The sequence below is a fragment of the Corynebacterium ihumii genome (assembly GCF_028609825.1).
Taxonomy (GTDB): domain Bacteria; phylum Actinomycetota; class Actinomycetes; order Mycobacteriales; family Mycobacteriaceae; genus Corynebacterium; species Corynebacterium afermentans.
In genome coordinates, this window is record NZ_CP063190.1 from 680,337 (window position 1) to 707,074 (window position 26,738).

At 64.5% G+C, this 26,738-nt stretch carries 33 protein-coding genes; 17 read left to right on the plus strand and 16 right to left on the minus strand.

Annotated features, from left to right (window positions below; all coding sequences use genetic code 11):
- Positions 1–5 precede the first annotated feature (5 nt).
- A complete protein-coding gene (locus CIHUM_RS03410; RefSeq protein WP_051106432.1) occupies positions 6–1,553 on the minus strand; it encodes an HNH endonuclease signature motif containing protein in 1,548 nt (515 codons plus the stop codon).
- A 91-nt stretch (positions 1,554–1,644) separates the two neighbouring features.
- Entirely contained in the window at positions 1,645–1,881 is a 237-nt protein-coding gene (locus CIHUM_RS03415; protein ID WP_034999453.1) for a YciI family protein, read from the minus strand.
- Positions 1,882–1,891: 10 nt separating this feature from the next.
- On the opposite strand from CIHUM_RS03415, the gene CIHUM_RS03420 reads away from it, so the two are divergent.
- Positions 1,892–2,734 (plus strand): DNA-formamidopyrimidine glycosylase family protein, encoded by an 843-nt coding sequence (locus CIHUM_RS03420; RefSeq protein ID WP_034999454.1) that lies wholly within the window; start codon positions 1,892–1,894, stop codon positions 2,732–2,734.
- Here CIHUM_RS03420 and CIHUM_RS03425 read toward each other — a convergent pair.
- Both CIHUM_RS03425 and pgi read right to left on the minus strand, forming a co-directional pair.
- Positions 2,664–3,317 carry a DedA family protein gene (locus CIHUM_RS03425; protein WP_034999455.1) on the minus strand — a complete coding sequence of 218 codons (654 nt, stop codon included), beginning with the start codon at positions 3,315–3,317 and terminating at the stop codon, positions 2,664–2,666. The two genes, CIHUM_RS03420 and CIHUM_RS03425, sit on opposite strands and share 71 nt — an antisense overlap.
- Before the next feature lie 114 nt (positions 3,318–3,431).
- Entirely contained in the window at positions 3,432–5,069 is a 1,638-nt protein-coding gene (gene pgi, locus CIHUM_RS03430) for a glucose-6-phosphate isomerase (protein ID WP_034999933.1), read from the minus strand.
- Between the two features lie 110 nt (positions 5,070–5,179).
- Between pgi and CIHUM_RS03435 the strand changes: the two genes are divergently transcribed.
- Complete coding sequence (locus CIHUM_RS03435) at positions 5,180–5,518, plus strand: antibiotic biosynthesis monooxygenase family protein (RefSeq protein ID WP_034999934.1); 339 nt, start codon at positions 5,180–5,182, stop codon at positions 5,516–5,518.
- Between the two features lie 7 nt (positions 5,519–5,525).
- Here CIHUM_RS03435 and CIHUM_RS03440 read toward each other — a convergent pair whose 3' ends face one another.
- Positions 5,526–5,819 (minus strand): chorismate mutase, encoded by a 294-nt coding sequence (locus tag CIHUM_RS03440; protein ID WP_034999457.1) that lies wholly within the window; start codon positions 5,817–5,819, stop codon positions 5,526–5,528.
- Here CIHUM_RS03440 and pcrA point away from each other — a divergent pair.
- Positions 5,758–8,199: a DNA helicase PcrA gene (pcrA, locus tag CIHUM_RS03445; protein ID WP_081634451.1), complete on the plus strand. Its 2,442-nt coding sequence runs from the start codon at positions 5,758–5,760 to the stop codon at positions 8,197–8,199. The two genes, CIHUM_RS03440 and pcrA, sit on opposite strands and share 62 nt — an antisense overlap.
- 4 nt (positions 8,200–8,203) lie before the next feature.
- Here pcrA and CIHUM_RS03450 read toward each other — a convergent pair whose 3' ends face one another.
- Both CIHUM_RS03450 and CIHUM_RS03455 read right to left on the minus strand, forming a co-directional pair.
- Entirely contained in the window at positions 8,204–8,902 is a 699-nt protein-coding gene (locus tag CIHUM_RS03450) for a M23 family metallopeptidase (RefSeq protein WP_034999460.1), read from the minus strand.
- Between the two features lie 317 nt (positions 8,903–9,219).
- The gene (locus CIHUM_RS03455; RefSeq protein WP_034999462.1) at positions 9,220–9,960 is read right to left on the minus strand and encodes a M23 family metallopeptidase; all 741 of its coding nucleotides are present in this window, start codon (positions 9,958–9,960) and stop codon (positions 9,220–9,222) included.
- A gap of 306 nt (positions 9,961–10,266) precedes the next feature.
- On the opposite strand from CIHUM_RS03455, the gene CIHUM_RS03460 reads away from it, so the two are divergent.
- Genes CIHUM_RS03460 through CIHUM_RS03490 form a run of 6 tightly spaced genes read left to right on the plus strand, consistent with a single transcriptional unit; the run spans position 10,267 to position 15,906 of the window.
- Positions 10,267–11,502: a cell division protein PerM gene (locus CIHUM_RS03460; protein ID WP_126858366.1), complete on the plus strand. Its 1,236-nt coding sequence runs from the start codon at positions 10,267–10,269 to the stop codon at positions 11,500–11,502.
- A 10-nt stretch (positions 11,503–11,512) separates the two neighbouring features.
- On the plus strand, positions 11,513–12,097 hold the full coding sequence (gene purN / locus CIHUM_RS03465) for a phosphoribosylglycinamide formyltransferase (RefSeq protein ID WP_074432028.1): 585 nt from the start codon (positions 11,513–11,515) through the stop codon (positions 12,095–12,097).
- A complete protein-coding gene (purH, locus tag CIHUM_RS03470) occupies positions 12,090–13,628 on the plus strand; it encodes a bifunctional phosphoribosylaminoimidazolecarboxamide formyltransferase/IMP cyclohydrolase (protein WP_034999463.1) in 1,539 nt (512 codons plus the stop codon). Before purN ends, purH begins: the two co-directional genes overlap by 8 nt.
- Before the next feature lie 14 nt (positions 13,629–13,642).
- Positions 13,643–14,512 carry a serine hydrolase gene (locus tag CIHUM_RS03475; RefSeq protein WP_051106434.1) on the plus strand — a complete coding sequence of 290 codons (870 nt, stop codon included), beginning with the start codon at positions 13,643–13,645 and terminating at the stop codon, positions 14,510–14,512.
- 9 nt (positions 14,513–14,521) lie between these two features.
- Positions 14,522–15,094, plus strand: a complete 573-nt coding sequence (locus tag CIHUM_RS03480) for a hypothetical protein (RefSeq protein ID WP_148363848.1) — start codon at positions 14,522–14,524, stop codon at positions 15,092–15,094.
- Entirely contained in the window at positions 15,088–15,906 is an 819-nt protein-coding gene (locus CIHUM_RS03490; RefSeq protein WP_074432030.1) for a serine hydrolase, read from the plus strand. The genes CIHUM_RS03480 and CIHUM_RS03490 overlap by 7 nt, the downstream gene beginning before the upstream one ends.
- Here the strand turns inward: CIHUM_RS03490 and CIHUM_RS03495 are convergent.
- From CIHUM_RS03495 to CIHUM_RS03525, 7 genes are all read right to left on the minus strand, one after another.
- On the minus strand, positions 15,903–16,586 hold the full coding sequence (locus CIHUM_RS03495) for a TetR/AcrR family transcriptional regulator (RefSeq protein ID WP_034999468.1): 684 nt from the start codon (positions 16,584–16,586) through the stop codon (positions 15,903–15,905). The two genes, CIHUM_RS03490 and CIHUM_RS03495, sit on opposite strands and share 4 nt — an antisense overlap.
- Before the next feature lie 148 nt (positions 16,587–16,734).
- Positions 16,735–16,986 carry a 30S ribosomal protein S18 gene (gene rpsR, locus CIHUM_RS03500; RefSeq protein WP_172796731.1) on the minus strand — a complete coding sequence of 84 codons (252 nt, stop codon included), beginning with the start codon at positions 16,984–16,986 and terminating at the stop codon, positions 16,735–16,737.
- An 11-nt stretch (positions 16,987–16,997) separates the two neighbouring features.
- Positions 16,998–17,303 carry a 30S ribosomal protein S14 gene (gene rpsN, locus CIHUM_RS03505; RefSeq protein ID WP_034999472.1) on the minus strand — a complete coding sequence of 102 codons (306 nt, stop codon included), beginning with the start codon at positions 17,301–17,303 and terminating at the stop codon, positions 16,998–17,000.
- A 3-nt stretch (positions 17,304–17,306) separates the two neighbouring features.
- Complete coding sequence (gene rpmG / locus CIHUM_RS03510) at positions 17,307–17,471, minus strand: 50S ribosomal protein L33 (protein WP_006841072.1); 165 nt, start codon at positions 17,469–17,471, stop codon at positions 17,307–17,309.
- Positions 17,471–17,707: a 50S ribosomal protein L28 gene (gene rpmB, locus CIHUM_RS03515; RefSeq protein WP_034999474.1), complete on the minus strand. Its 237-nt coding sequence runs from the start codon at positions 17,705–17,707 to the stop codon at positions 17,471–17,473. Before rpmB ends, rpmG begins: the two co-directional genes overlap by 1 nt.
- A gap of 320 nt (positions 17,708–18,027) precedes the next feature.
- Positions 18,028–18,630, minus strand: coding sequence for a response regulator transcription factor (locus CIHUM_RS03520; RefSeq protein ID WP_034999476.1), 603 nt, complete (start codon positions 18,628–18,630; stop codon positions 18,028–18,030).
- Positions 18,627–19,673 (minus strand): sensor histidine kinase, encoded by a 1,047-nt coding sequence (locus tag CIHUM_RS03525; protein WP_034999477.1) that lies wholly within the window; start codon positions 19,671–19,673, stop codon positions 18,627–18,629. The genes CIHUM_RS03520 and CIHUM_RS03525 overlap by 4 nt, the downstream gene beginning before the upstream one ends.
- 99 nt (positions 19,674–19,772) lie before the next feature.
- Here CIHUM_RS03525 and CIHUM_RS03530 point away from each other — a divergent pair, with 99 nt between their 5' ends.
- The 8 genes from CIHUM_RS03530 to CIHUM_RS03565 all read left to right on the plus strand — a co-directional run bounded on the left by CIHUM_RS03530 (position 19,773) and on the right by CIHUM_RS03565 (position 25,648).
- A complete protein-coding gene (locus tag CIHUM_RS03530; RefSeq protein WP_034999479.1) occupies positions 19,773–20,552 on the plus strand; it encodes a CPBP family intramembrane glutamic endopeptidase in 780 nt (259 codons plus the stop codon).
- A 146-nt stretch (positions 20,553–20,698) separates the two neighbouring features.
- Entirely contained in the window at positions 20,699–20,968 is a 270-nt protein-coding gene (locus CIHUM_RS03535; protein WP_034999480.1) for a type B 50S ribosomal protein L31, read from the plus strand.
- Between the two features lie 21 nt (positions 20,969–20,989).
- Positions 20,990–21,163 carry a 50S ribosomal protein L32 gene (gene rpmF, locus CIHUM_RS03540; RefSeq protein WP_034999483.1) on the plus strand — a complete coding sequence of 58 codons (174 nt, stop codon included), beginning with the start codon at positions 20,990–20,992 and terminating at the stop codon, positions 21,161–21,163.
- Positions 21,164–21,271: 108 nt separating this feature from the next.
- Positions 21,272–21,970 (plus strand): response regulator transcription factor, encoded by a 699-nt coding sequence (locus tag CIHUM_RS03545; RefSeq protein WP_034999485.1) that lies wholly within the window; start codon positions 21,272–21,274, stop codon positions 21,968–21,970.
- Positions 21,967–23,448 carry a HAMP domain-containing sensor histidine kinase gene (locus CIHUM_RS03550; protein WP_074432031.1) on the plus strand — a complete coding sequence of 494 codons (1,482 nt, stop codon included), beginning with the start codon at positions 21,967–21,969 and terminating at the stop codon, positions 23,446–23,448. The genes CIHUM_RS03545 and CIHUM_RS03550 overlap by 4 nt, the downstream gene beginning before the upstream one ends.
- 101 nt (positions 23,449–23,549) lie before the next feature.
- Entirely contained in the window at positions 23,550–24,815 is a 1,266-nt protein-coding gene (locus CIHUM_RS03555) for a S1C family serine protease (protein WP_034999487.1), read from the plus strand.
- Positions 24,816–24,866: 51 nt separating this feature from the next.
- Positions 24,867–25,427 carry a MogA/MoaB family molybdenum cofactor biosynthesis protein gene (locus CIHUM_RS03560; protein WP_051106437.1) on the plus strand — a complete coding sequence of 187 codons (561 nt, stop codon included), beginning with the start codon at positions 24,867–24,869 and terminating at the stop codon, positions 25,425–25,427.
- Positions 25,428–25,450: 23 nt separating this feature from the next.
- On the plus strand, positions 25,451–25,648 hold the full coding sequence (locus tag CIHUM_RS03565) for a hypothetical protein (RefSeq protein ID WP_126858374.1): 198 nt from the start codon (positions 25,451–25,453) through the stop codon (positions 25,646–25,648).
- Positions 25,649–25,676: 28 nt separating this feature from the next.
- Here CIHUM_RS03565 and mscL read toward each other — a convergent pair whose 3' ends face one another.
- Both mscL and CIHUM_RS03575 read right to left on the minus strand, forming a co-directional pair.
- Positions 25,677–26,099 (minus strand): large conductance mechanosensitive channel protein MscL, encoded by a 423-nt coding sequence (gene mscL / locus CIHUM_RS03570; RefSeq protein WP_034999490.1) that lies wholly within the window; start codon positions 26,097–26,099, stop codon positions 25,677–25,679.
- Entirely contained in the window at positions 26,083–26,727 is a 645-nt protein-coding gene (locus CIHUM_RS03575) for an SAF domain-containing protein (RefSeq protein WP_034999491.1), read from the minus strand. The genes mscL and CIHUM_RS03575 overlap by 17 nt, the downstream gene beginning before the upstream one ends.
- Positions 26,728–26,738 lie beyond the last annotated feature (11 nt).

Below are 26,738 nucleotides of genomic sequence, written 5' to 3' on the forward strand. Positions count from 1 at the left end.
GTCTTTTAGGGCCGCATCGGCATCCGGTGGGTGGGCCGATGGTTGGCCCGGCCCGCGCGCCCCGGTGGTGGCGGTGGGGAAGTGGGCCAGTGCGTTTCTGCAGGTGGTGGAGCCGACGTCGAGTTCCGTTTCGCCCGGATCCGATTGACCGCCGAGTGCATGGCGGGATCCGTGGTGTTGGTGTGGCGGGTACCGTCGGCCTTTACCAGGACGGCGCCGCCGGTCTCCGGGTCGTAGTCCATGTACCCCTTATTAAAGGAGCCGTCCCGGTGGTCGTTGTTGCACCTGTGGTGGGTGGGGCACAGGCCGGTGAGATTCTCGATGTCGGTCGCGCCGTAGCGTAGCCAGGAGATGATGTGGTGGGCCTCGCACTCGCTCATTGAGGTCGTGCAGCCGGCCCAGGAGCACACGCCCTGCACCGCGAACATGGCGATGCGCTGGCCCACCGACGCGAGCCTCCGCGACCGGCCGAGGTGCAGCGGCACCCCGGAAAGCCCGTCGACGGTGAGCAGGAAATCGCTCGTGCCGTCCATGCCTAGCCGAACCAGATCGAAGGCGTCGAGCTCCACCCCGACGTTGGTCTGGAACAGGGTGTTGGCGTCGGCCCCGGCGAGGTCGTCCAACGTGATGGACACGACCACCGACGCCGCGCCGCCGTTCGCGGCCTGCTGCCCCTCCTCGTACTGGCGCAGGATAGCCATGTACTGGTCGTAGCGGCGCTGCCCCTTTGTGCGCGGGTCGCGGTCGCGCTGGAGCTCGGCTGGGATGTTGGCATTCGGCGACAGCCCTTTGTCGGTGAGCGCCTTGTACAGCGCGTAATCGGCGCGGGTCATGGACAGCGTCACGTCGAAGGTACCGTCGCTGTTCTCTCTGCCCAGCGAGGCGTCGCGCTTCTCAAAGCCCGCGTTCGGGTTCGCTTTCACGTGCGGCTTGTTGGCCTCGGCGACCAGGCGCTTCACAAACAGTCGCAGATCTTTCTCGTCGCGGTACTTCGCCTGCTCCATCGCGCGGGCATAGATGCGCATCCGCTCACCTTCGGCGGCCTTGAGCAGCTTGTCCAACTCGCGGCGGATGATGTCCTGCTTGGCGGCCGGGACCTCGTCGGCACGCTTGCGGGCCTCCTCCTGGTCCTTGCGGCGGCGCTCGGCTTCCTCGTCGGCGGCCTTGCGTGCGGCCTCTTCCGCGGCGGAGCGGTCCTCCTCCGTGTCATCATCGCCGAAGAGGTCGCCCAGATCCGGCTCAGGCGGAGGCGGCGCGTCGAACAGCGCCTTCGCCCGCGCGAGGCGGTTGTAGGCCTCGCCGCGGGAGATGCCGAGCTTCTCGGTCAAGTACGCGTCCGGGTGGTTCGCGCCGACCAGCTTGCCGGCGTCCGCCAGCACGCACGCCTGCGCGAAGGCGGCATCGACGTACGCCTTCTTATCCATCGCGCGTTCGAGGCGCGCGATGTCGCGGGTGATGGTCGCGAGGGGGAGGGCCGAAGGATCGTCCAGAAGCTGGCGCAACTGCGACAGGCCGTCGGTGACCTGGTCCACGAGCTCGGCGATTCCGTTCATGACACACCCTCCTTCCCGCAACATTTCTCGGGTGTTGGGTGTCAATGTATCGGCGCGTCCGACACGCCAAATCAAAAATAGAACAGGTGTGCTAAATTAGCTGCTTGACCAGGTGGTTAGCAGCCAAAAGGCTGAGTCGTGGGTTCGCTTCACGTACGTCTTTCACTGCGCGCACGAACTGCGCTTTGGGGTCGGTGCCGGTCTCCGCGAGCACCCCGCGCGCCCACTCGACAGCGGCGTCCATGTCCGGGAAGAAGCCCACCAGCGACTCTTCCGGCGTCGGCCCGGTGTTAACAGTGTTGAAGATTTTGCGTAGAAATTGGAACATAGACCCCACTATGCCCGAAGGTGATTCCGTCTATCAGCTTTCAAAACGTCTGCAGTGGATGCAAGGCCGCGAGGTCACAGCCACCAGCATTCGCGTTCCGCGCTACGCCACCGTCGACTTCACGGGCATGACCTGCGAGCGCGTCTGGCCGTACGGCAAGCACCTATTCATGCAGTTCGCCAAAGACGGCTACCAGCCGCAAATCCTGCACACCCACCTGAAAATGGAGGGCACGTGGTCCATGTACCGCGCCGGCGCCAGGTGGAAAAAGCCCGCTCACGCCGCCCGCGTGGTGCTTTCGCTTAGCGACGAACCAAAGGCCGACATCGAACTCGTCGGCTTTTGGCTCGGGCTGGTCCGTGTCTTCCCGGCCAGGGAATACCAACAAGAGATGGGCTACCTCGGACCAGACCTGCTCGACCCCGACTTCGACCTCCACGAGGCGGTGAGGCGCATCGAAGCCGAGCCCGGCCGCGAGATTGGCCGTGCGCTGCTAGATCAGCACAAACTCGCCGGCATCGGCAACGAGTACCGGGCGGAGATCAACTTCTTGGCTGGAACGCATCCGGCGGAGTTGGTGCGTGACGTGGACGTCGAGAAGCATGTGCGTCTCGCCCGCAGGCTGATGTGGGCGAATAAAGATGCCCCCGTCCGCGTGACCACCGGGATCAAGCGGGCGGGGGAGACGAGTTACGTGTTTGGCCGCAACAATAAGCCGTGCAGGCGGTGCGGCACCCTGATCACCAAGGGATTCCTCGGCGGGGAGGGCGACCTGGAGCGGGTTATTTGGTGGTGCCCGCGGTGTCAGCCTGCACCTTCGCCGCGTTTTTCTCGCGCACCGCACGGCGGATGAAGAACACCAAAAAGCCCAGGATGATCAGGAGAAGCACCACGTAGATCACGTTGGAGTAGGTGTCGGCGTACTCGGTGGCCTTCTCCCAGTTGTCGCCGAGGACGAAGCCCAGGTAGATCAGGATGGCGTTCCAGATGCCGGAGCCCAGGGTCGTCCACAGGCCGAAGGTGACCAAGTTCATCTTGCCCAGGCCTGCGGGGATGGAAATGAGCGAGCGCACGCCGGGGATGAGGCGGCCGAAGAACACGCTCGGCTTGCCGTATTTGGTGAAGAAATTCATCGCGGAGTCCACGTCGGAGGCGCGAACGAGCCACATCCAGTCGGCGATCTTGCGCAGCCGCTCGAGTCCCAGCCACACGCCGACCCCGTAGAGCACGTATGCGCCGATGACGGAGCCCAGCACGGACCAGATGAACACGTTGACCATGTTCAGTGACCCCTGCGCGACGGTGAAGCCGGCGAGTGGCAGCACCACCTCGGACGGGATGGGCGGGAAGAGGTTCTCCAAGAGGATCGCGATGCCGACGCCGGGTGCGCCGAGGGTCTCCATGAGGCCCACAATCCAGTCGATGATGCTCTGCATTGGGCCTATCTTGCCCTACTCAACCTCAAGCGTCCAAGTGTGCACCGGCGCGTCTGCCTGGGAATTTTTCATGTGCCGGCGTAAAAGCTCGCGCGAGCCCACCGGCGTCGCCCATCAGCGGTGCTCCCGGTACCAGGCGATCAGGCTGTCGGTGGAGGAATCGCCCGTGTCCGGCGCCTCTTCGCCCGCGACGGCGGCGGCCAGGTCGTTCGCCTGCGCCTTGCCCAGCTCCACGCCCCACTGGTCGAAGGCGTTAATGCCCCAGATCGCGGCCTCGACGAACACGACGTGTTCGTACAGCGCAATCAGCGCGCCCAGGCTGAACGGGGAGAGCTCCTTCGCCAAGATGGTGGTGGTGGGGCGGTTGCCCGGCATCACCTTGTGCGGGGCCAGTGCGTGCGGCACGCCCTCGGCCTCAATCTCCTGCTGGGTCTTACCAAAAGCCATGACCTTCGTCTGCGCGAAGAAGTTGCCCATGAGCAGGTCGTGCATGGAGCCCTCGCCGGTGGCGGTGGGCAGGTCCGCCCGCGGCTTGGCAAAGCCGATGAAGTCCGCCGGCACAAGCGTGGTGCCCTGGTGGATCAGCTGGAAAAACGCGTGCTGGCCGTTGGTGCCCGGCTCGCCGAAGTAGATTTCGCCGGTGTCGTGGTCGACGCTTGCGCCGTCGATACGCGTGTGCTTGCCGTTGGACTCCATGGTCAGCTGCTGCAGGTACGCGGGGAAGCGGGCGAGGTCCTGCGAGTACGGCAGCACCGCGTGCGTCTGCGCCTTGTGGAAATTGCGGTACCAAATGTTCAAAAGCCCCATCAGCACCGGCACATTCTCCTCGAATGCAGTGGTGCGGAAATGCTGGTCCATGGCGTGGAAGCCTTCGAGCATGCGCATGAAATCTTCCGGGCCGATCACGGCCATAAGCGACAGCCCGATCGCGGAATCCATGGAGTAGCGCCCGCCTACCCAGTCCCAGAACGGGAACATGTTGGCAGTGTCGATGCCAAACTCCGCCACCTTCTCCGCGTTGGTGGACACGGCCACGAAGTGCTTCGCAATCGCGGATTCGTCACCATTGAACTGCTCGAGCAGCCAGCGCTTCGCGGCGTGCGCGTTGGCCAGCGTCTCCTGGGTAGTGAACGTCTTGGAGGCGACGATGAACAGCGTTTCTTCCGCATCCACCTCAGCCAGCACGCGCGTCATGTCCGCCGGGTCCACGTTGGAGACGAACTCTGCCGTAATTCCTGCGGTGGCGTAGGTGCGCAGCGCCTGCGCGGCCATGGCCGGGCCCAGATCCGAGCCGCCGATGCCGATGTTGACCACCTTGGAAATCGTCTTGCCGGTGTGGCCCACCCACTCGCCGCTGCGCAGCTTGGCGGCAAACTCGCGCATCTGCTTCAGCACCGCATGCACGTCCGCGGTGACGTCCTGGCCGTCCACGGTCAGCTCGGTGTCCTCGGGGGCTCGTAGGGCGGTGTGCAGCACCGCGCGGTCCTCGGTGGCGTTGATGCGCCCGCCGCTAAACATCGCCTCGATGCGGCCTTTCAGGTCCGCTTCTTCCGCGAGCGTGAGCAATTTCTTTGCGACGTCTCCGTCCACCAAGTTCTTAGAAAGATCCACCCGCAGCCCGGCCGCGTCGAACGTGTAGCGCTGCGCACGTTCATCGTCCGCCCGGAACAAATCCCGCAGGGTGGTGCGGGACTTTTCAGCGTGGAGTTTTTCCAGCTTGCCCCAGCTTTCGGTGGACGTGATGTCGTGCATGTCAGCCTCCCAGGTGGCAGTCCAGGTCGCGGTTGGGTTGTTCTTGTTCAAAGGTAGCCAAAACTCGCAAGGAACGTCCGTGTGGCGGGAATGCATGGATAATGACTGCCATGAGTATTGTGAAAATCAACGCGATTACCGTCCCCGAGGGCGCCGGCGAGGAGCTGGAGCGCCGGTTCGCCGCCCGCAAGCGCTCCATCGACGGCCACCCCGGCTTCGAGGGCTTCCAGTTGCTGCGCCCGGTCAAAGGCGAGGACCGCTACTTCGTGGTCACCCGCTGGGCGGACGAGGAGTCCTACAACGCGTGGTGGGAAGGTGCCGGCCGTGCCGGGCATGGAGAAAACGCGGGGGAGAAACCCCGCAAGCCGGTGTCGCAGTCCGCGGACTTGCTGGAGTTCGAGGTCGTGCTCGACTCCACCGACGGCGAAAGCGCCGCCGACGAGGCGTAGCGGGGCCTTACCCCAGCTTGCCCCGGCCCAGGCGCAGCAGGATCTGCGCTAAGCCGGGGCCTTCCTCGCCCAGTTCGTCGCGGAACTGGTTAATTATGGCCACTTCGCGGGTGTGCACCAGGCGGGTGCCACCGGAGCCCATGCGGGTTTTGCCGATGGCGCGGGAGATTTCGCTGCGGCGCTTCACCGCGTCAAGGATCACGCGGTCGAGCTTGTCAATCTCTTTGCGGTACGCCTGAATCTCCGCGTCCGATAATGGGTCGTCTGTGCCGGAAGGCATGCGGATTTCAAGCTCGCTCATGGATGCTCATTATGCCAGTTCAAACACCCGTACGGGTCGTGTCGGAGGCGTTAGTACAGTTACGGCCATGACTGATCTGACCCTGGGATTGAATCCGCAGCAACAGGCCGCCGTCGTCCATGAGGGCAGCCCGCTGCTCATCGTTGCGGGCGCGGGTTCCGGCAAGACCGCGGTGCTCACCCGCCGAATTGCCTATCTGCTGCACAACCGCGGTGTTGCGCCTTGGCAGATCTTGGCCATCACCTTCACCAACAAGGCCGCTGCAGAGATGAAGGAGCGCGTGGGCCAGCTGGTCGGCCCGGAGGCGGAGCGGATGTGGGTGGCCACGTTCCACTCCGTGTGCGTGCGCATCTTGCGCCAACAGGCGCAGCTGGTGCCAGGGCTGAACACCAACTTCACCATCTACGACTCGGACGATTCGCGCCGGCTGCTGGGCATGATTGCCAAGGACTTCAACCTTGATTTGAAGAAGTTCACGCCGCGCACCCTGGCCAACGGGATCTCAAATTTGAAAAACGAGCTGGTCGGCCCGGAGCGTGCGTTGGCGGACGCGGAGCGCACCCACAACCCGTTCGAGACCACCGTGGCCAAGGTCTACGCGGAGTACCAGCGCCGCCTGCGCCAGTCCAACGCCTTGGATTTCGACGACCTGATCGGCGAGGTGGTGCGCATTTTCAAGGAGCACCCCCAGGTCACGGACTATTACCGCCGCCGCTTCCGCCACGTGCTGGTGGACGAGTACCAGGACACCAACCACGCCCAGTACGAGCTCATCCACACCCTTGTCGGCGACGGCCCGGATACGCCGGAGCTTGCGGTGGTGGGCGATTCCGACCAGTCCATCTACGCGTTTCGTGGCGCGACCATCCGCAACATCGAAGAGTTCGAGCGCGACTATCCCAACGCCACCACGATCATGCTGGAGCAGAATTATCGCTCCACGCAGAACATCCTCGGCGCGGCGAATGCGGTGATCGCGCAGAACGAGGGCCGCCGTCCGAAGAAGTTGTGGACGGATCAGGGTTCCGGCGAGAAAATCGTCGGCTACGTCGCTGACAATGAGCACGACGAGGCGCGCTTTATCGCCTCCGAGATCGATACGCTTGCCGATAGGGGAGTGCCGTACTCGGACATGGCGGTGATGTACCGCACCAACAACGCCTCCCGCGCGCTCGAGGACATTTTCATCCGCTCCGGCATCCCGTACAAGGTTGTCGGCGGCACGCGCTTCTACGAGCGCCGCGAGATCCGCGACATCGTCGCCTACCTCAAGGTTCTGGAGAACCCGGACGACACGGTGAGCATGCGCCGCATTGTCAACGTGCCCAAGCGCGGCATCGGCGACAAGGCGCAGGCGATGGTGGCGCTGCATTCGGAGAACAACAATAAAAGCTTCGGGCGATCGCTTGTCGACGCCACCTCGGGCAACGTTGACATGCTGGCCAAGGCCGCCACAAACTCGATCACGCGCTTTGTGGACATGATCCGCCAGATACGAGACGACATGCCGTCGATGCGCAACGAGGTCACGGGCATGCCGGACTTGGGCGCGTTGATCACCCGGGTGTTGGAGGACACCGGCTACCGCGCCGAGCTGGAGGCGTCGAACGACCCGCAGGACGGCGCGCGCCTGGACAACCTCAACGAGCTGGTTTCTGTCGCCCGGGAGTTCTCCTCCGAGGCCGCGAACCAGGTGGCGTACATGACGGACGAAGAACTCAACGAGGTGATGCAGGAAGGCGAACCCGCCCCGGGCTCCCTGCAGGCGTTCTTGGAGAAGGTTTCCCTGGTGGCGGACGCGGACCAGCTGCCGGAGCACGAGCAAGGTGTGGTCACGCTGATGACGCTGCATACGGCGAAGGGCCTGGAGTTCCCGGTGGTGTTTGTCACCGGGTGGGAGGACGGGCAGTTCCCGCACCTACGCGCCCTGGGAGACCCGGCGGAACTCGCCGAGGAGCGACGCCTGGCGTACGTGGGTATTACCCGCGCGAAGGAGCAGCTCTACCTGACGCGAGCGATCCTGCGCTCTTCATGGGGCTCCCCGGTGACCAACCCCGCCAGTCGCTTCCTCGCAGAGGTCCCGGAGGACCTCATCGACTGGCGGCGGTTGGAACCGGAGCGTTCGTTCAGTTCTGACGCGTGGGGCGCGACCACCCGCTCCCGCCCGCCGGCCCGTTCCCGCCGGGGCGGGTCCGGGGCCAAGGTGCACAAGAACCTCAACCTGGCGGTGGGGGACCGGGTTAATCACGCCAAGTACGGGCTTGGCACCGTGATGGCGGTCGAGGGCTCGGGCGTTCGGGAGACGGTGACGATTGACTTCGGCTCCTCGGGCACCGTCCGCCTGATGACGATCGGCGGCGTGCCCATGGAGAAGCTCTAGCCCGCTAGATCTTGATCCCTTGGGCGGCGAACCACGGCACCGGGTCTACCTGGTTCACGCCGTCCGGCTTGATCTCGAAGTGGAGGTGCGGGCCGGTGGACTGGCCCTCGTTGCCGATGGAGGCAATCTTCTGTCCGGCGGTGACGCGCTGGCCCACGGAGACGTCGTAGTGGCGCATGTGGCCGTAGACGGACACCTCGCCGCCGTCGTGCTTAATTACGACCCAGTTGCCGAAGCCGCGAGCCGGGCCTGCGGAGATGACGGTGCCGTCCATGACGGAGTAGATCGGGGTGCCCAGGTCATTAGCAATGTCGATGCCCTGGTGCACGGTTCCCCAGCGCGGGCCGAAGCCTGAAGTGAAACGGCCGGATGCCGGGGTGACTACGGTGCGTCCGTCGGCGGTGCGTCCGCGCTGTGGCGCCACCCAGTCGCTGCCTTTCGCCGGAGCGAACGCGGCGGCGAGCGGAGCCTCGAGAGCGCGGGGGTCGTAGACGATCTTGTAGTCGCCTGCGGTGATCGTCGCGCCGCTTTCCTTGATGGCGCCTGCGGCTTTCGCAACTGCGCCTATAGCTTGGCCCGCGTCGGAGATGGTTGCGCCGCCCACGGTAACGGTCAGGGCGGTAGCAGGCGCGGGGGCCAGGGTGAGCGCCATTGCCGCTGCGGCCGAGACGGCTGCGATGCTCGAAGTGAGACGTCGGTTCATGTTTGGGGGATACCTTTTCTAACTCTGTAGAGGGCTAGGCGCGGTCTCGGCCACGCACACATGCAGAGAATCTAACCGGCAAAACGCCCGCTGGCAATGCTGTGACGTGCACGTTTGTTCGAATCTGGAGAAAAACTTAGGTGTCTGTCCAGCTCACCCGGCGTGTTACTGCTGTGAAAATTGTTACGCATGGTATTTAAGGTCGGGGGTGGTGTATTTACCCCCGTCAAAGAGGCTGTGCGCGTCAACTGCGCAAAAACGGGGCCTCCCGCACGTCGAAAAGCGAGGAAGGCCCCGTTGGAAAAGGGCTGAAAAGTTTAGAGGCCGATGCCTCGGGCTGCCAGCCAGGAAGCCGGGTCGGACGGGGTGGCGCCGTCCGGCCAGATCTCAAAGTGGAGGTGGGAGCCGGTGGAGAAGCCCTCGCTGCCCATGCCGGCGATGAGCTGACCGGGCTGCACAACCTCGCCGACGGCGACGTAGAGGGACTGCATGTGGCCGTAAACGGAGATGGAGCCGTCCTCGTGGCGGATACGGATCCAGTTGCCGAAGCCCTGCGCCGGGCCGGAGTCGATCACGGTGCCGGCAGCAACTGCGCGGATCGGGGTGCCCGGGGTGTTGGCGATGTCGACGCCGTTGTGCATCGAGCCCCAGCGCATGCCGAAGCCCGAGGTGAAGGCACCCTCGGCCGGCTTAGTAAACAGCGGCGCGCGGGCGGCTTCGTCCAGGCGGGCAACCTCGTCGGAGTGCTGGATAGCCTTGTCAAGCTGCTCGGTGAGGTTTTCCACCGGCTTGTACTCGGCGATGGCCAGGATCTGCGGGGTCTCTTCGGAGGAAGCCTCGGTCACTTCCGGTTCCGCGTTTTGCAGCTCGTCGGCATCTGCGGCGAGCTTGATGTTCTGCTCGTGCTCGGCGTCCTGGTTGCTGGTGAGGGCACCTGCAACGAGGCCGGAGAAACCAGCGGTGGACACAGCGCCGGTGGCTGCTGCGACGACGGCAACGCGCCCCTTGTTAGGGGACTGCTTGCGGTGCTTGCCGCCCTGCTTCTTAGAGTTGAACATGAGCCCTCTTTGAGATCTTCCGTTGGCCGTTCCTCCCGCTGTTCACGGCAGAATCGTAACCTTCCTGTTATCTACGAGAGGCTACTGTAACGAATTGGTTTCGTCGGAGCAAGACAGAAGCTGAAATATTTCTTAAATCGAGCTTATTGGGGTGAACGTTACATCCCCGTCTTTTTGGAGATGCGCGCCACGCCGTTGCGCGGTGAAGGTGCAACGCCGCTTTTTGCCAGGTGGCACGGGCACGAGGCGGGGCGTGCGGGTGTCATTGTGGTGGGTGCTGAGTCTGGGGTGGCAGAGTGGGACACGATGAGCACCACACCCAACCAGAGGCCGCGTCAGTCGGATGCGCGCCGTCAGCGTCGCAAAGGCGCAAGCAAGCGCAAGATCACGGGCATCAAACGCCCGGCTGCGAACGACAAGGTTCCTGCCACCGCGAAGGAGCGCGTGCGCCACTACCTGCCGTACGCGATCGTGCCCAATTTGGCGTTGGTGCTCGGGCTTGTCGCGTTGTGCTTCGCGGTGATCCTCATCGCTGGTTGGAGTCTCACGTATTTCCCCGGTGCGGTCGGTGAGGCTTGGTTCGCGCTCCACGGCGTGCCGTTGCTTATCGACGGCGTCTCGCTCACCGCAATGCCGCTGCTGCCCGCGGTGGGTGTCGCGGCTGTGGTGGCGGTGCAGGTACGAAAAGCCACCGCGGGCCGCGTCAGTGTGCTTGACCTGCTGACTCTGCTCGGGCTTGCGCTCGGCCTGCCGCTCGTGGTCAGCGCCATCGCGTTGTTCATGGTCTTCGACGCCTCGCATGTGTACCCGGTTGGCACACCGCCTGTCGTCGCGGCGTTCGCTTACCCGCTGATCGTGCATCTGTTGGGCTTCATCATCGGTGTACGGCGCGTGGTGTGGCACGCCCTGGCAAAGCGCAGCGGCATCCCCGCCGAGACTGTCGACGCCGGGGCGAACGCGGCGAACCTCATCCTCCGCCTGCTCGCGGCGGCGGCCGTCGTTTTCCTTATCGTCCTTGCCTTCGGCTACGCTCGCGTCGGTGAGCTGGCCTCGCAGTTCCCGCAACTCGGCGTCGCTGGGGGAACCGCTTTGGCGGTGCTAAGCCTGCTGTACCTGCCTAACGCGGCGGTCGCACAGCTGGCGGTGCTCCTCGGCGGCAGCTTCGAGGCCGCCGGAGCGGGTGTGAGCCTGTTCGCCGCCTCCAACGTCGCGTACCCGCCGCTGCCGCTGTTCGCGGCGATCCCGGCGCAGATGCCGCAGTGGGCTCCGGTGCTGTTGGTTGTGCCGGCGGCGGTGCTGGCGCATGCCTTCGTGGCCAAGCCGATGACGCTCGAGGGCGTCGCGGCGACCGCGACGTGGGCCGCACTCATGGGAGCGCTGCTGGGCATCTTCTCGGCTGGGGGTGCCGGTGCCTACGGGCTCGTCGGAACTGATCCGTTCGCGCTCGCATTGTCGCTGTTTATCTGGGTGGCGCTAACCGGCGCGCTTGTGCGCGGGGTGGCGCTGGTGAGGCAACGCGCATCCGCGCGCAGCGGTAGTTAGACTTAAGCCCGTGAGTGACTCTGCGAAATCGGTGGCCGTCCTCGCGTCGGGCACCGGCACCCTGCTGAAAGCGATCATCGATAACCAAGAGAACCGCTACCGCGTTGACATCGTGGTGGCGGATCAAATTTGTCCAGCGCTGCAACGGGCTAAAAACGCTGGCATCCGCACGGCCGTGGTGCCGATGGAAGCAAACCGCAACACCTGGAACGACAAAATGGTGGCCGCTGTGGCCTCCGTCGAGCCGGACTTGGTGGTTTCCGCGGGGTTCATGCGGCTGCTCGGACCGGCGTTCGTGCAGGAATTCGAGGGGCGAACGATTAACGCCCACCCGTCGCTTTTGCCGTCGTTCCCGGGGGCGCACGCGGTGCGCGATGCGCTGGAGCACGGCGTGAAGGTCACCGGCTGCACGGTGCACTACGTGGACGCCGGCCTGGACAGCGGCGAGATCATCGCCCAGCGCGCCGTTGAGGTGCAGCCGGGGGACACAGAGAGCGAGCTCCACGAACGCATTAAGAAGGTGGAGCGCCAACAGATCGTTCACCTGCTCCGCAACCTCGAAATTGCAAACGGAAAGGCTGTATTTAATGTCTAAGCGGGAAATTAAGCGCGCGCTGATCAGCGTCTACGACAAGACCGGGCTGGAGGAGCTGGCACGGGCGCTCGGCCAGGCGGGCGTGGAGATTGTCTCTACCGGCTCCACCGCCAAGCGCATCGCCGACGCGGGCGTTTCCGTCACCGAGGTCGCGGACGTGACCGGCTTCCCGGAGGTGCTCGACGGCCGCGTGAAAACGCTGCACCCGCGTGTGCACTCCGGCATCCTCGCGGACCTGCGCAAGGACAGCCACGTGGATCAGCTACAGGAGCTGGGCATTGAGCCGTTCGACCTCGTTGTGGTCAACCTCTACCCGTTCGAAGAGACCGTTGCTTCCGGCGCCACCTTCGACGAGTGCGTCGAGCAGATCGATATCGGCGGCCCGTCCATGGTCCGCGCCGCGGCCAAGAACCACCCGTCGGTCGCCGTGGTCACCTCGCCTGCCCGTTACGGTGAGGTCCTAGAGGCCGTCAAGGGCGGCGGTTTCGACATCGAGCAGCGCAAGCAGCTCGCACTCGAGGCGTTTACGCACACTGCGCTTTACGACGCCGCGGTCTCCTCCTGGCTGTCCAACCAGCTCGGCGCGGACGCCTCCGGCGCCGGCGAAGGCACCACCGACTTGCGCTACGGCGAGAACCCGCACCAGGCCGCCCGCCTGGAAAACGAGGGCTGGGGCCTTGCCGCCGCCACCCAGCACGGCGGCAAGGAGATGAGCTACAACAACTACCAGGATGCCGATGCTGCATGGCGCGCCGCCTGGGACCACGAGCGCGCGTGCGTTGCAATTATCAAGCACGCCAACCCGTGCGGCGTGGCCGTCTCCGATGTCTCCATCGCGGACGCGCACAAGAAGGCCCACGCGTGTGACCCGGTCTCCGCCTACGGCGGCGTGATCGCCTGCAACCGCGAGGTCACCCTGGAGCTGGCAGAGCAGATCAAGCCGATCTTCACCGAGGTCGTCGTCGCACCGTCCTATGCCGCGGACGCGCTCGAGCTTTTGCAGACGAAGAAGAACCTGCGCATCCTCGAGGTCGAGCCGAAGCAGCAGGACGAGGAGCGCAAGCAGATCGCCGGCGGCTGGCTCGTGCAGGAGCGCGACCGCTTCCAGGCAGAGGGCGACAGCGCCGCCAACTGGACCCTGGCGGCCGGCGAGGCTGCCGACGAGCAGACCCTCGCGGATCTCGAATTCGCGTGGCGCGCAGTGCGTTGCGTGAAGTCGAACGCGATTCTGATCGCGGCCGAAGGGGCGTCGGTAGGCATTGGCATGGGCCAGGTCAACCGAGTCGATTCCGCAAAGCTCGCCGTGGACCGCGCCAACACCCTCGACGAGGGCCGCAACCGCACCAACGGCGCCGTCGCCGCCTCCGACGCGTTCTTCCCGTTCGCGGACGGGTTCCAACTGCTGGCTGACTCCGGTGTGAAGGCCGTGGTCCAGCCCGGCGGCTCCATCCGCGACGAGGAGGTCATCGCCGCCGCCGAGGCCGCCGGCGTGACCATGTACCTGACCGGCACCCGCCACTTCGCCCACTAGAAAGATCGTTTCCCGTGCCCTCTAAAGTTGCAGCCCTGGCCCTGACCGTGGGCCTGGCGTTCCCCATGTCATCCGTACCGACGTACACGGCGATCGACCAGATTCCCGTGATTGGCCAGCCGATCGTGCAGGCCTACAACCAGCTGCCCCCGCAGGTGAAAAACGCCATCCGCCTGCCGCTGCCGCTGACCACCCCGAAGCCCGGCAAGGCGCAGCATGTCGCACCGGCCGTGGACGTCCAGGCACAGCTGGACCGACTCGTCGCGGACGTGGTGGGGCACCACGGCGGCCGCGCCACCGTGGCGGTCGGCCCCTTCACCGCAGGCGACAACCGTCCGGAGCCGGCGTTTTCGACCATGAAGGTGCCGCTGGCCATTGCCGCGCTGCGCCAGGACCAGGCGTTTTACCCGGACGCTGAAGCCGCTGTGACCCGCTCCGACAACCCTGCCGCGCACCGCATGTTCGGCCAGGTGCCGGCCGCGAGTTACGAGGGCGTGATCCGCGAAGCGGGCGCCCGTACGACCACCCCGGCCGGCTACCAGATGGGTACGATGTGGACCACCAGCGACCAGGCCGAGTTCGCCTCGGGCCTGCGCTGCGTTGCGGGGCACGAGCCGGTGCTGGACATGATGGGGCGGATCGTGGACTACCAGCACTGGGGCCTGGGCCGCATCGGCGGCGCCCGCTTCAAAGGCGGCTGGAACCACCACGAGGGCGGCCACCTGGCACGTCAGTTCGGCTTGATCCCGGGCCCGAACGGCGACATCGCCGTGGCGATCACCGCCCACAGCCCGAAGGGGCACGAGGGCAGCTTCGCCATGCTGAACGAGCTCGCAAACGGGTTGAACGCCATGCGCGGCGACCTGCCCACGTCGCGCTGTTAGGGGTGTGCCATGACCAATCAAGGCTCCAGCAAATGGTCACCGGACCAGCCACACTTCACGGATCCGGACGTAGGACACACACAGCAGTTCAGCGCGGTGCCGCAGCAGCAGTACGGCCAGCCCAACGACTACCAGACGAGCTACCAGCCGCCTGAGCCGGCGGACAAGCGCGGCGGTCCGAGCCCGTGGCTCTACGTGCTCGCGGCGCTGCTACTCGCCGCACTTGTCGGTGTGCTCGCCTTTATGGGCGGTTCCGGCGCGTTCAACCGCTCCAGCGAGCCGGTGACCAGCACGGTGGTTGAGACTCATACGCTGCCGAAATCGGAGGCTCCCGAGCAGCGGCCCAGTGAGCCGTCGAAGCGCACGTACTCGCAGTACGCCCCGGATACGGAGGTGACCTCCGCAGGGTTTGCCGCCAATGTGTACGAGGCGTTCCAGGGTACCTACGCCCGCACCGGCACGACGGATATGACGGTGTCCGTGTACAGCCCGGCCACCGAAATCACCTACCGCATGACCTGCTCTGGTGGGGAGACGGTGTACTGCACCGGCGGCAACAACGCCCGGGTCAAGATTTGGTAGCTCGCTGGCGCTTGGGGCTCGCCGCAGCCGGCGCACTGTTGTTGTCCGCCTGTTCGGGCGGCCAGGAAACCGTGACCGTCACCTCTGAGGTCACGGAGGCGCCGGCCTCCGTCCCCGATGCGCAATTGCTTCTCGACGCCACCGTTGCCCACGTCGAATCCATCTACGGCGGCCAGCTGGGCGTCGCCACGGTAAGGAATGAGGAGCCGGTAGCGGCCGGATTCACCGCCCCGAGCCCCGCCTGGTCCACCATCAAGGTGCCAATCGCCATAGCCGCCATGCGCACTTTTCCCGGACTCGAGGAAGACGCCCGCGCCGCGGTGAGCGCGTCGGACAACGCGGCGGCGCAACGCCTCTATGACGCCGTCGGAGCAAAGGGCGTCGACGGGGTCCTTGACCAGGTCGGGCTTGCCACGGGATTGAACACGGAACCGCTCCGGCCCGAGTTTTCCACTTACGGACAAACCCAGCTCAGCGTGGCCGACGAAGCCGTGCTCGCGGGGCAGCTCGCCTGCGTGGAAGGCGCTGGGCCCGTGCTCGCGCTCATGGGGCAGGTCGACCCTTCGCAGGCGTACGGACTGGGAACGATCGGGGCGCTGTTTAAGGGAGGCTGGGGTCCGGACACCGCGGGTGCCTACCAAGTACGGCAGTTCGGGCTCGTCCCGCGCGGAGACGGTGCGCTGGCACCGGTCGCGTTCACGGCGCTGCCCGCGGACGGGACCTACGAGACGGGCCAGGCCATGCTGAGCGCTGCTGCGGAAACACTCGCCGCCGATCCGATGCAGTTGCCGGTTGCGGCCTGCCAGCCCTAGTTGTCTTCGTCCTTGCAGGAAACCAGGTCCACCAGCTCGAGCATGCGTTCGGTGCGGCGTTCTGGCAGGTCGGTGTGGAGGACGTCCAGCACGGCGTCGGCGATGGTGACGGCGGGGGCGGGCAGGGCGTCGTCGACAAGCGGGAAGGGCGCGGTGCCTGTGTTGTCGCGCATCTCGATGGCCGCGAGCGTCATGTGGAACGGCAAGTCGATGCGCGGGTCGCCCTCGCCAACGATCTCCGCCGACAGCTTGCGGAAGATGCCCTCCAGCTCCTGGCGCGCCTCGTGGTACTCGGTGAACTCCTCGGACAACAGCACCGGCAGCTGGTAGAGCCTGCCGATGTTCCAATTCGAGGACAGCAGGATGCGCGACTCCGCGGCCACCAGCGCCCACAGCTTCACCGCCGCCGACTCGTCGGTCTTGGCCAGATCCGACGCGAGCGCCAGCGCCGGCTGGATCGTGCCCATCAGCAGCGTGAGAAAGATGTCGCGCTTGGAGGGGAAGTGGTAGTACAGCGAAGCTTGGCGCATGCCCACCGCGTCCGCGATGTCATGGGTGGAGGTGGTGGCGAAACCCTTGCGGGTGAACAGTTCGGAGGCGGCGTCGAGGATCTCCTCGCGCGCGGTGGCGCCTCTTCGGCGGGGGCTTTGCTTGCGTGGCCGTCCGACCGGTTTCGCCATGCCTTCCGTCCTTTCTGGGGAGCTCGCTGTGTACGGTTGCGCGGGATAACTATAGACGAAAAGCACCCGCTCTCGACCCTCCGGGGAGGGGAGTGCGGGTGCTTCTTTTTGAGCCGAAGACTCTACGCTGTCATCGTCAACCGGCTAATTAGCGGGTGGTGAACGGCAGAAGAGCCATCTCGCGCGCGTTTTTCACAGCGGTAGCGACCTGGCGCTGCTGCTGCGGGGTCAGGCCCGTGACGCGGCGGGAACGGATCTTGTGGCGGTCGGAGATGAACAGACGCAGAGTCTCAACATCCTTGTAGTCGACCGACTCGATGCCCTTCGCCTTCAGCGGATTCTTCTTCGGGCGGCGGGACTGCTCAATGCGCGGCTTACGCGAATTGTTGCGCTTCATAATGTGAGTCCTCCTTACCACGAAGACTTACGGACGCCAGGCAGCTCACCACGGTGAGCCATCTCGCGCATACGGACACGGGAAACACCGAACTTGCGGAGGTAGCCACGGGGGCGACCGTCACGCGAGTCACGGTTGCGCACGCGAACCGGGGAGGCATCGCGCGGCTGACGGTTGAGCTCGAACTGGGCGTCAAGACGGTCCTCGTCAGAGGTCTCCGGGTTCTTGATGATGGCCTTGAGCTCGTTACGACGCTCCGCGTAGCGGGCGACGATCTCTTTACGCTGCTCGTTCTTAGCGATCTTGGACTTCTTCGCCATGGATTATCGCTCCTCGCGGAATTCGACGTGCTTGCGAACAACCGGGTCGTACTTCTTCAGCGTGATGCGATCCGGGTTGTTGCGCTTGTTCTTGCGGGTCACATAGGTGAAACCGGTGCCCGCAGTGGACTTGAGCTTGATGATCGGGCGGATATCGTTACGTGCCATTAGATCTTCTCACCTCGTGCGCGGATCTTGGCGACGACGGACTCGATGCCGTCGCGATCGATGATCTTCAGACCCTTGGTGGAGACGTTCAGGGTGATGGTACGGCCCTCGGAGGGCAGGTAGAACCGACGCTTCTGCACGTTGGGGTTCCAACGGCGCGAGTGGCGGCGGTGCGAGTGCGAGACGGTCTTGCCGAAAGACGGCTTACGTCCCGTGACCTGGCAATGTGCCGACATGGGTTAGCTTCCTTACTCTTCTTGCCGCCCACGACACGATCGCTATGTGAGGAAAAGCGCCAGGTGAGAAGCGGAGTGAGGGTCCGCGACCAGCGCAAGTGCAATCGGTTGACGCAGGCGTATACGTGTACTTCGACAACAGCGAGAGTAAACAGTACATGTTCAGTGCCGAAACTCCTAATCTCGGGTGGCGAGGCTTCCCAGCGGCACAGCGAGTGACGCCAGTACACCACTAAACGTCATATACACAGGCCAAGGGGGAGTTCGCGCTACCTAGGCGGCAGAGGCATCGTGGAAGGCAAGACGCACGAAGTTGAAGTCTAGAGCCCGAGAGCTTTGGCAAGGTGCAGCGCGAGTACCGTACGGTCGCGCGCTTCGAGTTTCCGGAGCAATGCAGACACGTGGTTTTTTACGGTTCCTTCAGCCAGGAAAAGGGCACTAGCAATTTCTCGGTTGTTCATACCTCGCGCGACCTTCTCCGCGACGGAGCGCTCTGTCGGGGTCAGAATCGTCAGCTGAGGGTTACCTGCGGCGTAGCGCGCAATCCGCGGGTCGAGGACGAGACCTCCCTGGGCGGTGGCGACAATGGCGCTCGATAATTCTTCCGGGGACACATCTTTAAGGATGTAGCCGGAGGCCCCAGCGTCGAGTAGCTTCTTGACCAAATTTGCATCGTCAAAAGTGGTGAGGACGAGCACAGGGAAGTGCGGATTGCAGGCGTTTACGACCCCGACGCCGTCGGTTCCCGGCATGGCAGCGTCGGTGACCACCACGTCGACGTCCCAGCGCCGGGCCAGTTTGAGCGCTTGTGCGCCGTCGGTAGTCGTAGCGACAACCTCAACTCGGTCGTCGGTTTCCAGGATGAGTCGGAGTCCGCGCAGGAGCATCTCGTGGTCGTCGACAAGCAGCGCCCGTGTGGTCATGACTTCTCCTTGAGGTGCAATTCGATGCGAAATCCGCCGTTGATGCCGTCGTGGGGGAGCGTAATGATTTCGCCTTTGAGCCCCGCAGCGCGTTCACGAAGCGAGGTGATACCGAAAGCCTCCGGCCCGGTCGCGCCTATTCCATTGTCAGTCACAACCAGCGTTCGGCCATCAAGAACGATTCGGGCTTTCGTTGCGTGTGAATGACGCAGCACATTTGTCAACGCCTCCTGGCAAAAATGCAGCATGAGCATGCGCTCCTCGGTGGAGTACTTGGCCTGCGTAGTGTGAGCGAACTGAACGTCCAAAGAAGTTGTCGCGAAAGACTCCGCTAAATGGGACAGTGCGGACTCGATTTCCTCATCCGGGTTAGCTACAGGCTTCATTGCGCGCACGGTTGCGCGCATCTCGTGCAGAGCCTCCGACACGTTGGCACGAGCCCGTGCGATCTCGCCATTGCGCTTCTCCGCGTTAGGGGTGCGGAGTGCGTAGTCGAGGCTTAGGCCGATGGTGGTGAGACGGTGCCCGAGGGCATCGTGAAGCGTCGCCGCGATCCTCTCGCGCTCCTTGGTCATTGCCATGTCCTGCTGACGGGCCTCGTGCCAGCGTTGTCGAGAGACTGTGGAGGCGAGGTTGAGTCCCACAGCGGCCGCGGCGGCGCCGCCGAGCGTTTCGAAAGCGATTATGCCTGCCGGAGCTTGGGCTGTGACCTGTGCGGCGAAAGCAGTTACTACAATCACGCCCGCGTACAGGTACCCTGCCCGCTTACCAAGGCTCATATGCACCGTCACCACCGCACACCACAGGACTAGGATGCTGATCGGGTTGTTCGCAGTGATGAAGACGACGAACGAGCACAAGGAAAAGCAAACCGCGGCAGCTCCATGCTCTGTTTCGCGCCAGGCCACCCAGGTCGTGACGGTGAGAATCGCGACGGCCAAAAGCACCCCCTCGCGCGCGAGCGCTGTAGGAGCGAAGTTGAGGTACAGCAGGATGGTGAAAACCAGGATGCTGTCCATCAAGTGCAGGTGGACGCGGTTCATGGAGCTGAACCTACCCGTTGACACCCATGACTTGGGTCATGGATTTTGGTGACGGCACCTACTGTTGCGGCGAGTTTGCGCTCCATAAAGTCGCTCAACATGAATCCAAGATTTCCTGTCAATGCATTCGGCCTCGTACTCCGCGCAGTCATCGCGGCGGCCGTACTCATGGGGGCGAACCTTGCTCGGCTCCCGCTCGGCCCATTTGTGGACGAAACCCTCCTGTTTTGCCTGACTCCTGTATTGGTGGTCGTGTTCGTCGTTGTATGGGTGCGTTACGTCGAGCGGTCCCGCATCAATTGGAAGGGGGCCTGGGGGTTGGTTGGTGGCACACTCGTGGTCGCCGTACCGATGATCCTGGGCTGGGCAGTGCTCTGGGCGATCCTCGGGCGCGGCCCGGAAATGCCGGAGACGGCCGAGGCTGGTGACTATCCGGTTGTCGCAATCGTGGCGTGGATCCTCGTTCGCGCATACTTGCTGCAGGGGATCCCTGAAGAGCTGCTCTTCCGCGGCTGGCTTTTCGACGTCACGCGCCAACGCGAAGTGCTGACCGTGGTGTGGACAACCGCCGCCTTCACATTGATTCACTTAACCTCTTCGGGAGGGCAACAAAGTACTCTCGACCACGTCGTGTACTTGGCTATGCCTTTCGGGATGTCCATCCTCGGTGCTGCACTGGTTTACTGCTTTGGCAGCTTCTGGTGGGCGGCAGGCTCGCATGGCGGAATGCACCTCATGCTCGCGGTGTTGAGCTTGGCCTTTCCTGTTGAACTGGGCAATCTTGCATGGCTCGTGCTTGGCCTGGCGCAGGCGTTGGCCGGAGCGCTGCTGCTGTGGCGCCGAAAAGTGAAACTGCGCGATTCGGAAAAGGCGAACTAAGCAAGTATAATTCTGCGGGTTATCCGGCGACCGCCGGATGCGTAGACCATTTCGCACCCAACTCGGGCACGATCTTCGCGCTCGCTTCTCGTCGCGAGAGGCGCGGAGAACCGACCCGTAGTTCAATCCTGAGGGAGACGAATCAAATGAGGAAAGACATTCACCCGGATTACCACCCGGTGATTTTCCAGGACGCAAACACGGGCCACAAGTTCCTGACGCGCTCCACCCTGACCTCCGCACGTACTGAGCAGTGGGAAGACGGCAACGAGTACCCGCTCGTGGTCGTTGACGTCACCGCCGAGTCCCACCCGTTCTGGACCGGCGCGCAGCGTCTCATGGACACCGCTGGCCGCGTGGAGAAGTTCAACCAGCGTTTCGGCGGCATGGCCCGCCGCAAGAAGAAGGCCAACTAGAGGGGATAAAGGAGACTCGTCATGGCAACACCGAAGTTCAAGAAGTCCCGCGCGAACACGCGTATGCGTCGTTCCCAGTGGAAGGCCGACAACGCCGACCTGCAGACCGTCAAGATCGACGGCCAGGAAGTACGCATCCCGCGCCGCCTGGTCAAGGCTGCTCAGGCCGGTCTGATCGACGTCGAGCAGTTCTAAGCTTTTAAGGGTCGCATTAGACCCATCGAAGGAACCGGGACCCCCAGGTGGGGCCCGGTTTTTTCAGCTTAATTCAACGCTGAGGAAAATATAAGTCATAATAATCCTATGAAAATTCTCGTAGCCGACGACGAGCAGGCTGTCCGTGAGTCGCTGAGACGCTCACTGCGCTTCAACGGATACGACGTTGTGCTCGCCGTAGACGGCGAAGATGCGCTCGACCAGATCCGTATTGAACAGCCTGATCTGACCATCCTCGACCTTATGATGCCCAAGCTCGACGGCCTGGGTGTCTGCCGTACCCTGCGATCCTCCGGGTACGACGGCCCGATCCTCATGCTCACGGCTCGCGACGGAGTGTCCGACCGTGTGGCCGGCCTGGACGCGGGCGCGGACGACTACCTGCCCAAGCCCTTCGCCTTGGAGGAGCTCCTGGCGCGTGTTGGCTCGCTGCTGCGCCGCACCCGCTCCGAGGCTCGCAAGGCCGCGGGCAAAGACCAGACCCGCCTCCAGTTCGAGGACCTGGTCATGGACACCTCCACCCGCGACGTCACCCGCGGCGGCCGGGCAATCTCGCTGACGCGTACCGAGTTTGCGCTGCTGCACCTGCTGCTGCAGAACCCGCGCCATGTGCTGGCCCGCCAGACCATCCTGGAAGAGGTGTGGGGCTACGACTTCCCGACCTCTGGCAACGCGCTGGAGGTCTACATCGGCTACCTGCGCCGCAAGACAGAAGCGGGCGGCGAATCGCGCCTGATCCACACCGTTCGCGGCGTCGGCTACGTCCTGCGGGAGACCGCTCCGTGATTTTGCGGCGTTTCACAGGCGAAGCTGCTCTGCGGGGACAGGCCAATACCGGCCGGTCGCTGCCCAACAGCTTGGCCGTACTCGCCGGCGGCATCGTCGCCGTGGTCATTTTGTTGACCGCGCTGTTTACCTACCGGCTTTCAGAAACGACTCGTCTGACCGTCATGGACGATGACCTGCGCACCCGCACCTACGGCGTATCGCTGCAGTTGAAGGACCTGGACACGGACGATCAGGATGGCTTTGAAAAAGCCCTCGACGACTTCAGCCGATCCAGCCCGTGGGTGAAGGTCTCGGCCGCGCCCGCTGGCTCCAACGTGTTTTACGGTGACCCGGTGCCGGTGGCGGGGCCGTACACGGCGACGTCTTCAGGCGACATGCTCTCCCAGCGCACCGTGGCGGGGGAGCGCGTGGTGGTGCGTCGCAGCGCCTCCGGTGTCACCGTGGCCATCGCAAAGCCGTTGGACGTGTTGAGCATCGTCTCCGGCAGTTGGGGAGCGGCCGCGCTCGTCCTCGCCGGCACAGGCGGGCTACTCGCCTGGATTGCGGGCGCGGTGATTTCCGCCGTTGGCCTCCGACCTGTGCGCAGGCTGCACCGAGCTATCGACGCCGCCAACGAGTCCGACCAGCTGACAGAGCTGCCCGTCGACGGCGACGACGAATTCGCGGACATCACCACCTCCGTGAATAAGATGATCGCCACGCTGGAAGACTCTAAGACGCGCCAGGCACAGCTGGTGGCGGACGCCGGCCACGAGTTGAAAACCCCGCTGACCTCGATGCGAACGAACATCGAGCTGTTGATGATGCTGTACAACTCCGGACAACAAGATCAGATCTCGGAGCAGGACCGCAAGGACTTAGAGCGCGACGTGATGGCGCAAATGGAGGAAATGTCCATCCTCATCGGCGACTTGGTGGATCTGACGCGAGACGAAGCGCAGCAGGGCGCCGAGCCCGAGGATCTCCGCCTCGACGAGGTGCTGGAGGAAGCACTCGACCGCGTGCGGCGCCGCCGCCCGGACCTGGCGTTCCAATTCGAAGCGGACCCGTGGGTCATCACCGGCGACCGGTTCGCCATGGGCCGCGCCCCGATCAACCTCATCGATAACGCCGCGAAGTGGTCGCCGCAGGGCGGCACCGTGCGCGTGTCGCTGAAGGCGGCGAAGCGCAACGCGGTGCTCATTGTCGACGACTCGGGTCCCGGCATCCCCGAGGACCAGCGCGAGAAGGTGTTCGAGCGCTTCTACCGCGCGCCCGAATCCCGCTCGATGCCCGGGTCCGGTTTGGGCCTGGCCATTGTGAAGCAGGTCTTTGACCGCCACAACGCAACCATCGTGGCGGAGGAGTCCGACGACGGCGGCGCACGCTTCCGCGTGGTGTTCCCGGGCCGCCCGCCGCAAACGGACAACGAGGATGTTGACGCCACAGCCGCAGAAACCCAGGCGCGCGTGATTCCGCGCAAGAGCTACAGCTAGACCCGCAGGCTAACGCGCACAGCAATTGTTCAGGAAATGTTACGAAACGCGGTGCATGCCCTCAAGTTCTGCCACAGGGCGGCGGGGCATAATGGCCCGTCATGAGTGAAACGAACTTCCCGGAAGACACTTCCAGTTTTCCGTCGAACAATGGCGTTTACCAGGTGCCGTCTCAGCCCCAGGCGTACAGCCGCCGCGCCAACGACGGCAAAGGCGGCAAGGGCATTGCAGGGGCATTTGCCGTCGCGCTGGCAACGGCTCTCGTTGCAGGCGGTGGCGCGGGCTACTTCGCCGGCTCGACCCAGGCGGGCAAGGGGACGCAGAGTGCGCTGGAAAGTGCTCCGGACAGCTCCTCGGAGGATTCCCGGAATGGATCTGGCGGTGTGTCGTCGCAAAGCGAACTGCGTAACCCGACAGTTGCGGACCCGGCCGAGGCCCCCGAAGGCTCGGTAGAGCAGGTGGCCGCCGCGGTGCTGCCCGCGGTGGTCTCCATCGAGGTGGCCACGCCCCGCGGCAGTGCGGAAGGCTCCGGCTCCATCATTTCCGCAGACGGCTATGTGTTGACCAACCACCACGTCATCGCCGGCGCCGACACGCCCGGGTCGAAGGTGCAGGTCACGTTTAACGACGGCTCACGCCGCAGCGCACAGTTCGTCGCCTCCGACGTCAACACGGATGTCGGCGTGCTCAAGATCGACGACGTCAACGACCTGCAGGTGATGCGATTCGGCAACTCCGACGAACTGCGCGTGGGTCAGGAGGTCGTCGCCGTGGGCTCGCCGCTGGGGCTGTCCGCCACTGTGACCAGCGGCATCGTCTCCGCGCTCAACCGCCCGGTGCGCGCCTCCCAAGGCGGCGGGGAAAGCTCGCTCATGGACGGCATCCAAACCGATGCCGCGATCAACCCGGGCAACTCCGGCGGACCACTGGTGGACCGCAGCGGCAACCTGATCGGCATGAACTCCGCGATTGCTTCGCTGTCCGCGGGTGGTATGGGCCAGGGTGGCCAGGGCGGCTCCATCGGCCTCGGTTTCGCCATCCCGTCGAACTTTGCCAAGCGGGTGGCGGAACAGCTCATAGCAACGGGCGAGGCTACCCAGCCGATGCTCGGCGTGCGCGTGAGCGTGATGCAGGGCTTCGGCGGCGGCGCCGTGGTCGCGGGGGTGGATCCCGGCAGCCCCGGCGAAAAAGCTGGACTGAAGCCTGGTGATGTGATCACGCGATTGAGCGATCGGCCCATTGACTCTGCTGACGCTCTCATCGCGGCGACGCGCTCCAAGACGTTCGGGGAGACGGTGACGCTGCAAGTGCAGCGGGAGGGGGAGTCTCAGCCGATTCCGGTAGAGGTGACCTTAAGTTCCGAGTAACTTCATATCTGACCTATCCGCCCCGTTCTGTCTTAAGGGAGTCTGACCACGATGCCGGAATTGTTTGACGCGCTCGACATCACCGAGCCGGACGATGCGACGCTGCGCGCCTCCGAGCTGGAGAGCGATTCCCCGACGTCGCCGGGCGCCATCGTCGTGCTGGTGGGCGACCGCCGCTACGACGCGCCGGGCGACAACACCGACGAGATGGTGGTGGAGCTTTTGCGCGAGGCTGGCTTTGTGGTCGATGGCGTGGTGCGCGTGAAGTCCAAGAAGTCTGAGATCCGCAAGGCCATTGAAACTGGCGTGGTCGGCGGCGTGGATCTGGTGCTCACGCTGGGAGGCACGGGCGTCGGCCCGCGCGATAAGACGCCGGAAGCGACCCGCGCGGTCATCGACAAGGTGGTCCCCGGCGTCAGCCAGGCCATCCGCTCGTCCGGCCAGGCGTGCGGCGCCGTGGACGCGTGCACCTCCCGCGGCATCTGCGGCGTGTCCGGTTCCACGGTCGTGGTCAACCTCGCGTCCTCGCGCCAGGCGATTCGCGATGGTGTGTCGACGGCGACTCCGCTGGTACGCCACCTCATCGACGAGCTGAACCAGCACTCGGTATAACCCCGGCGCAGTACAGCAGGCAGATGGAACGCAAACGTAGGCGCGCCGTGCGCAAAGCGGACGTGGAATACGACCGGTCCGCGGACGCCGCGCCAAACACACAGGCAGAAGAAAACCCGGCCCTGGACGCTGAGCGCGAGGTGCTGCTCGGCGACGAAGAGCCGGGTTTGACGGGCCGCGATTTCTATGAGGCGGAGCGGCCTCCGCACTACGGGGAGTAGCTTTCAGCCAGTCCCGCTCAAGGACGAACTAGTTCAGCGGCTTGTGCACGTTGTTCGGGTTCTGGCCTGCGAGCAGGTCGCGGATCTCCGTGAGCAGCTCGGTGTCGGTCGGCTCCGGCTCATCCGGGTCGATGCCCTTGCGCCGCTTCTGCGCCTCGTCCAGCTTGTTCATCGGAGCGACGAGCAGGAAGTAGATCACTGCGGCGATGAGCAGGAAGTTGATGATGGCGGTGAGGACGGCGCCGAAGTCGACGAAGGTCGCCTCGTTGCCCTCGCGGACGAAGAAGCCCAGGCCGGAGTAGTCCAAGCCGCCGAGGGCTGCGATGAGCGGGTTGATGATCGCGTCAGAGAACGCGGTGACAACTGCGGTGAATGTCGCGCCGATGACGACGCCGACGGCAAGCTCGATGACGTTGCCGCGCATGATGAAGTCTTTAAATCCTTGAAGCATGCTTCGGGATATTAAACGCGCGCTCACGGTTGCTCAATACCAGCGTGAGCGGTTCCGACAGGGAAGCGGCGGCCACGGCTGCAGCCTCACCCTGTCTGAGCAGCACTAACACCGCGTCACCTTCTCCAGATGTGACGACAATCCCATTTTTAGCAACCACGCGGGGCCCTTGGCCCACAACGTCAACTTCTGCCCCGTGATGCAGCATGGGCAAAATGTCCGGTTCCGCCAGCGGCACTGGAACCATGGAGAACTCCTCGCCGTCCGGTTTGTCCTGGGTGAGCAGGCCCGCCAGATCGGGCCCGACTAGGCGCGTGGCCGTGACTACTTCGCCGCGGGAGGCGGCCGCCGCGAGCAGTTGCCCCTCCGCCAACGCCGCGTCGTCGAGCGCGTTGTCGGGCACCGACTCCGCCGGGAGCCGCCGCAGCTCCAGGTCGTCCGCGCTGAGCACGGTGCCGGGGGCGACATCGCGGGAGAAGGTCAGCGCTGGCGGGTCGGACCGTGAGGCGTCGATAAGCACATGCAGCACAGCGGCGACGACGAGGAAGACGGCTATCGCCCTGCGGATGAGCACGGAGCGGCGGTAGCCGGGGGAGCGGAGGTTGTTGAAGCGCGCGGAGAGGTCCATGGGAATAAGAC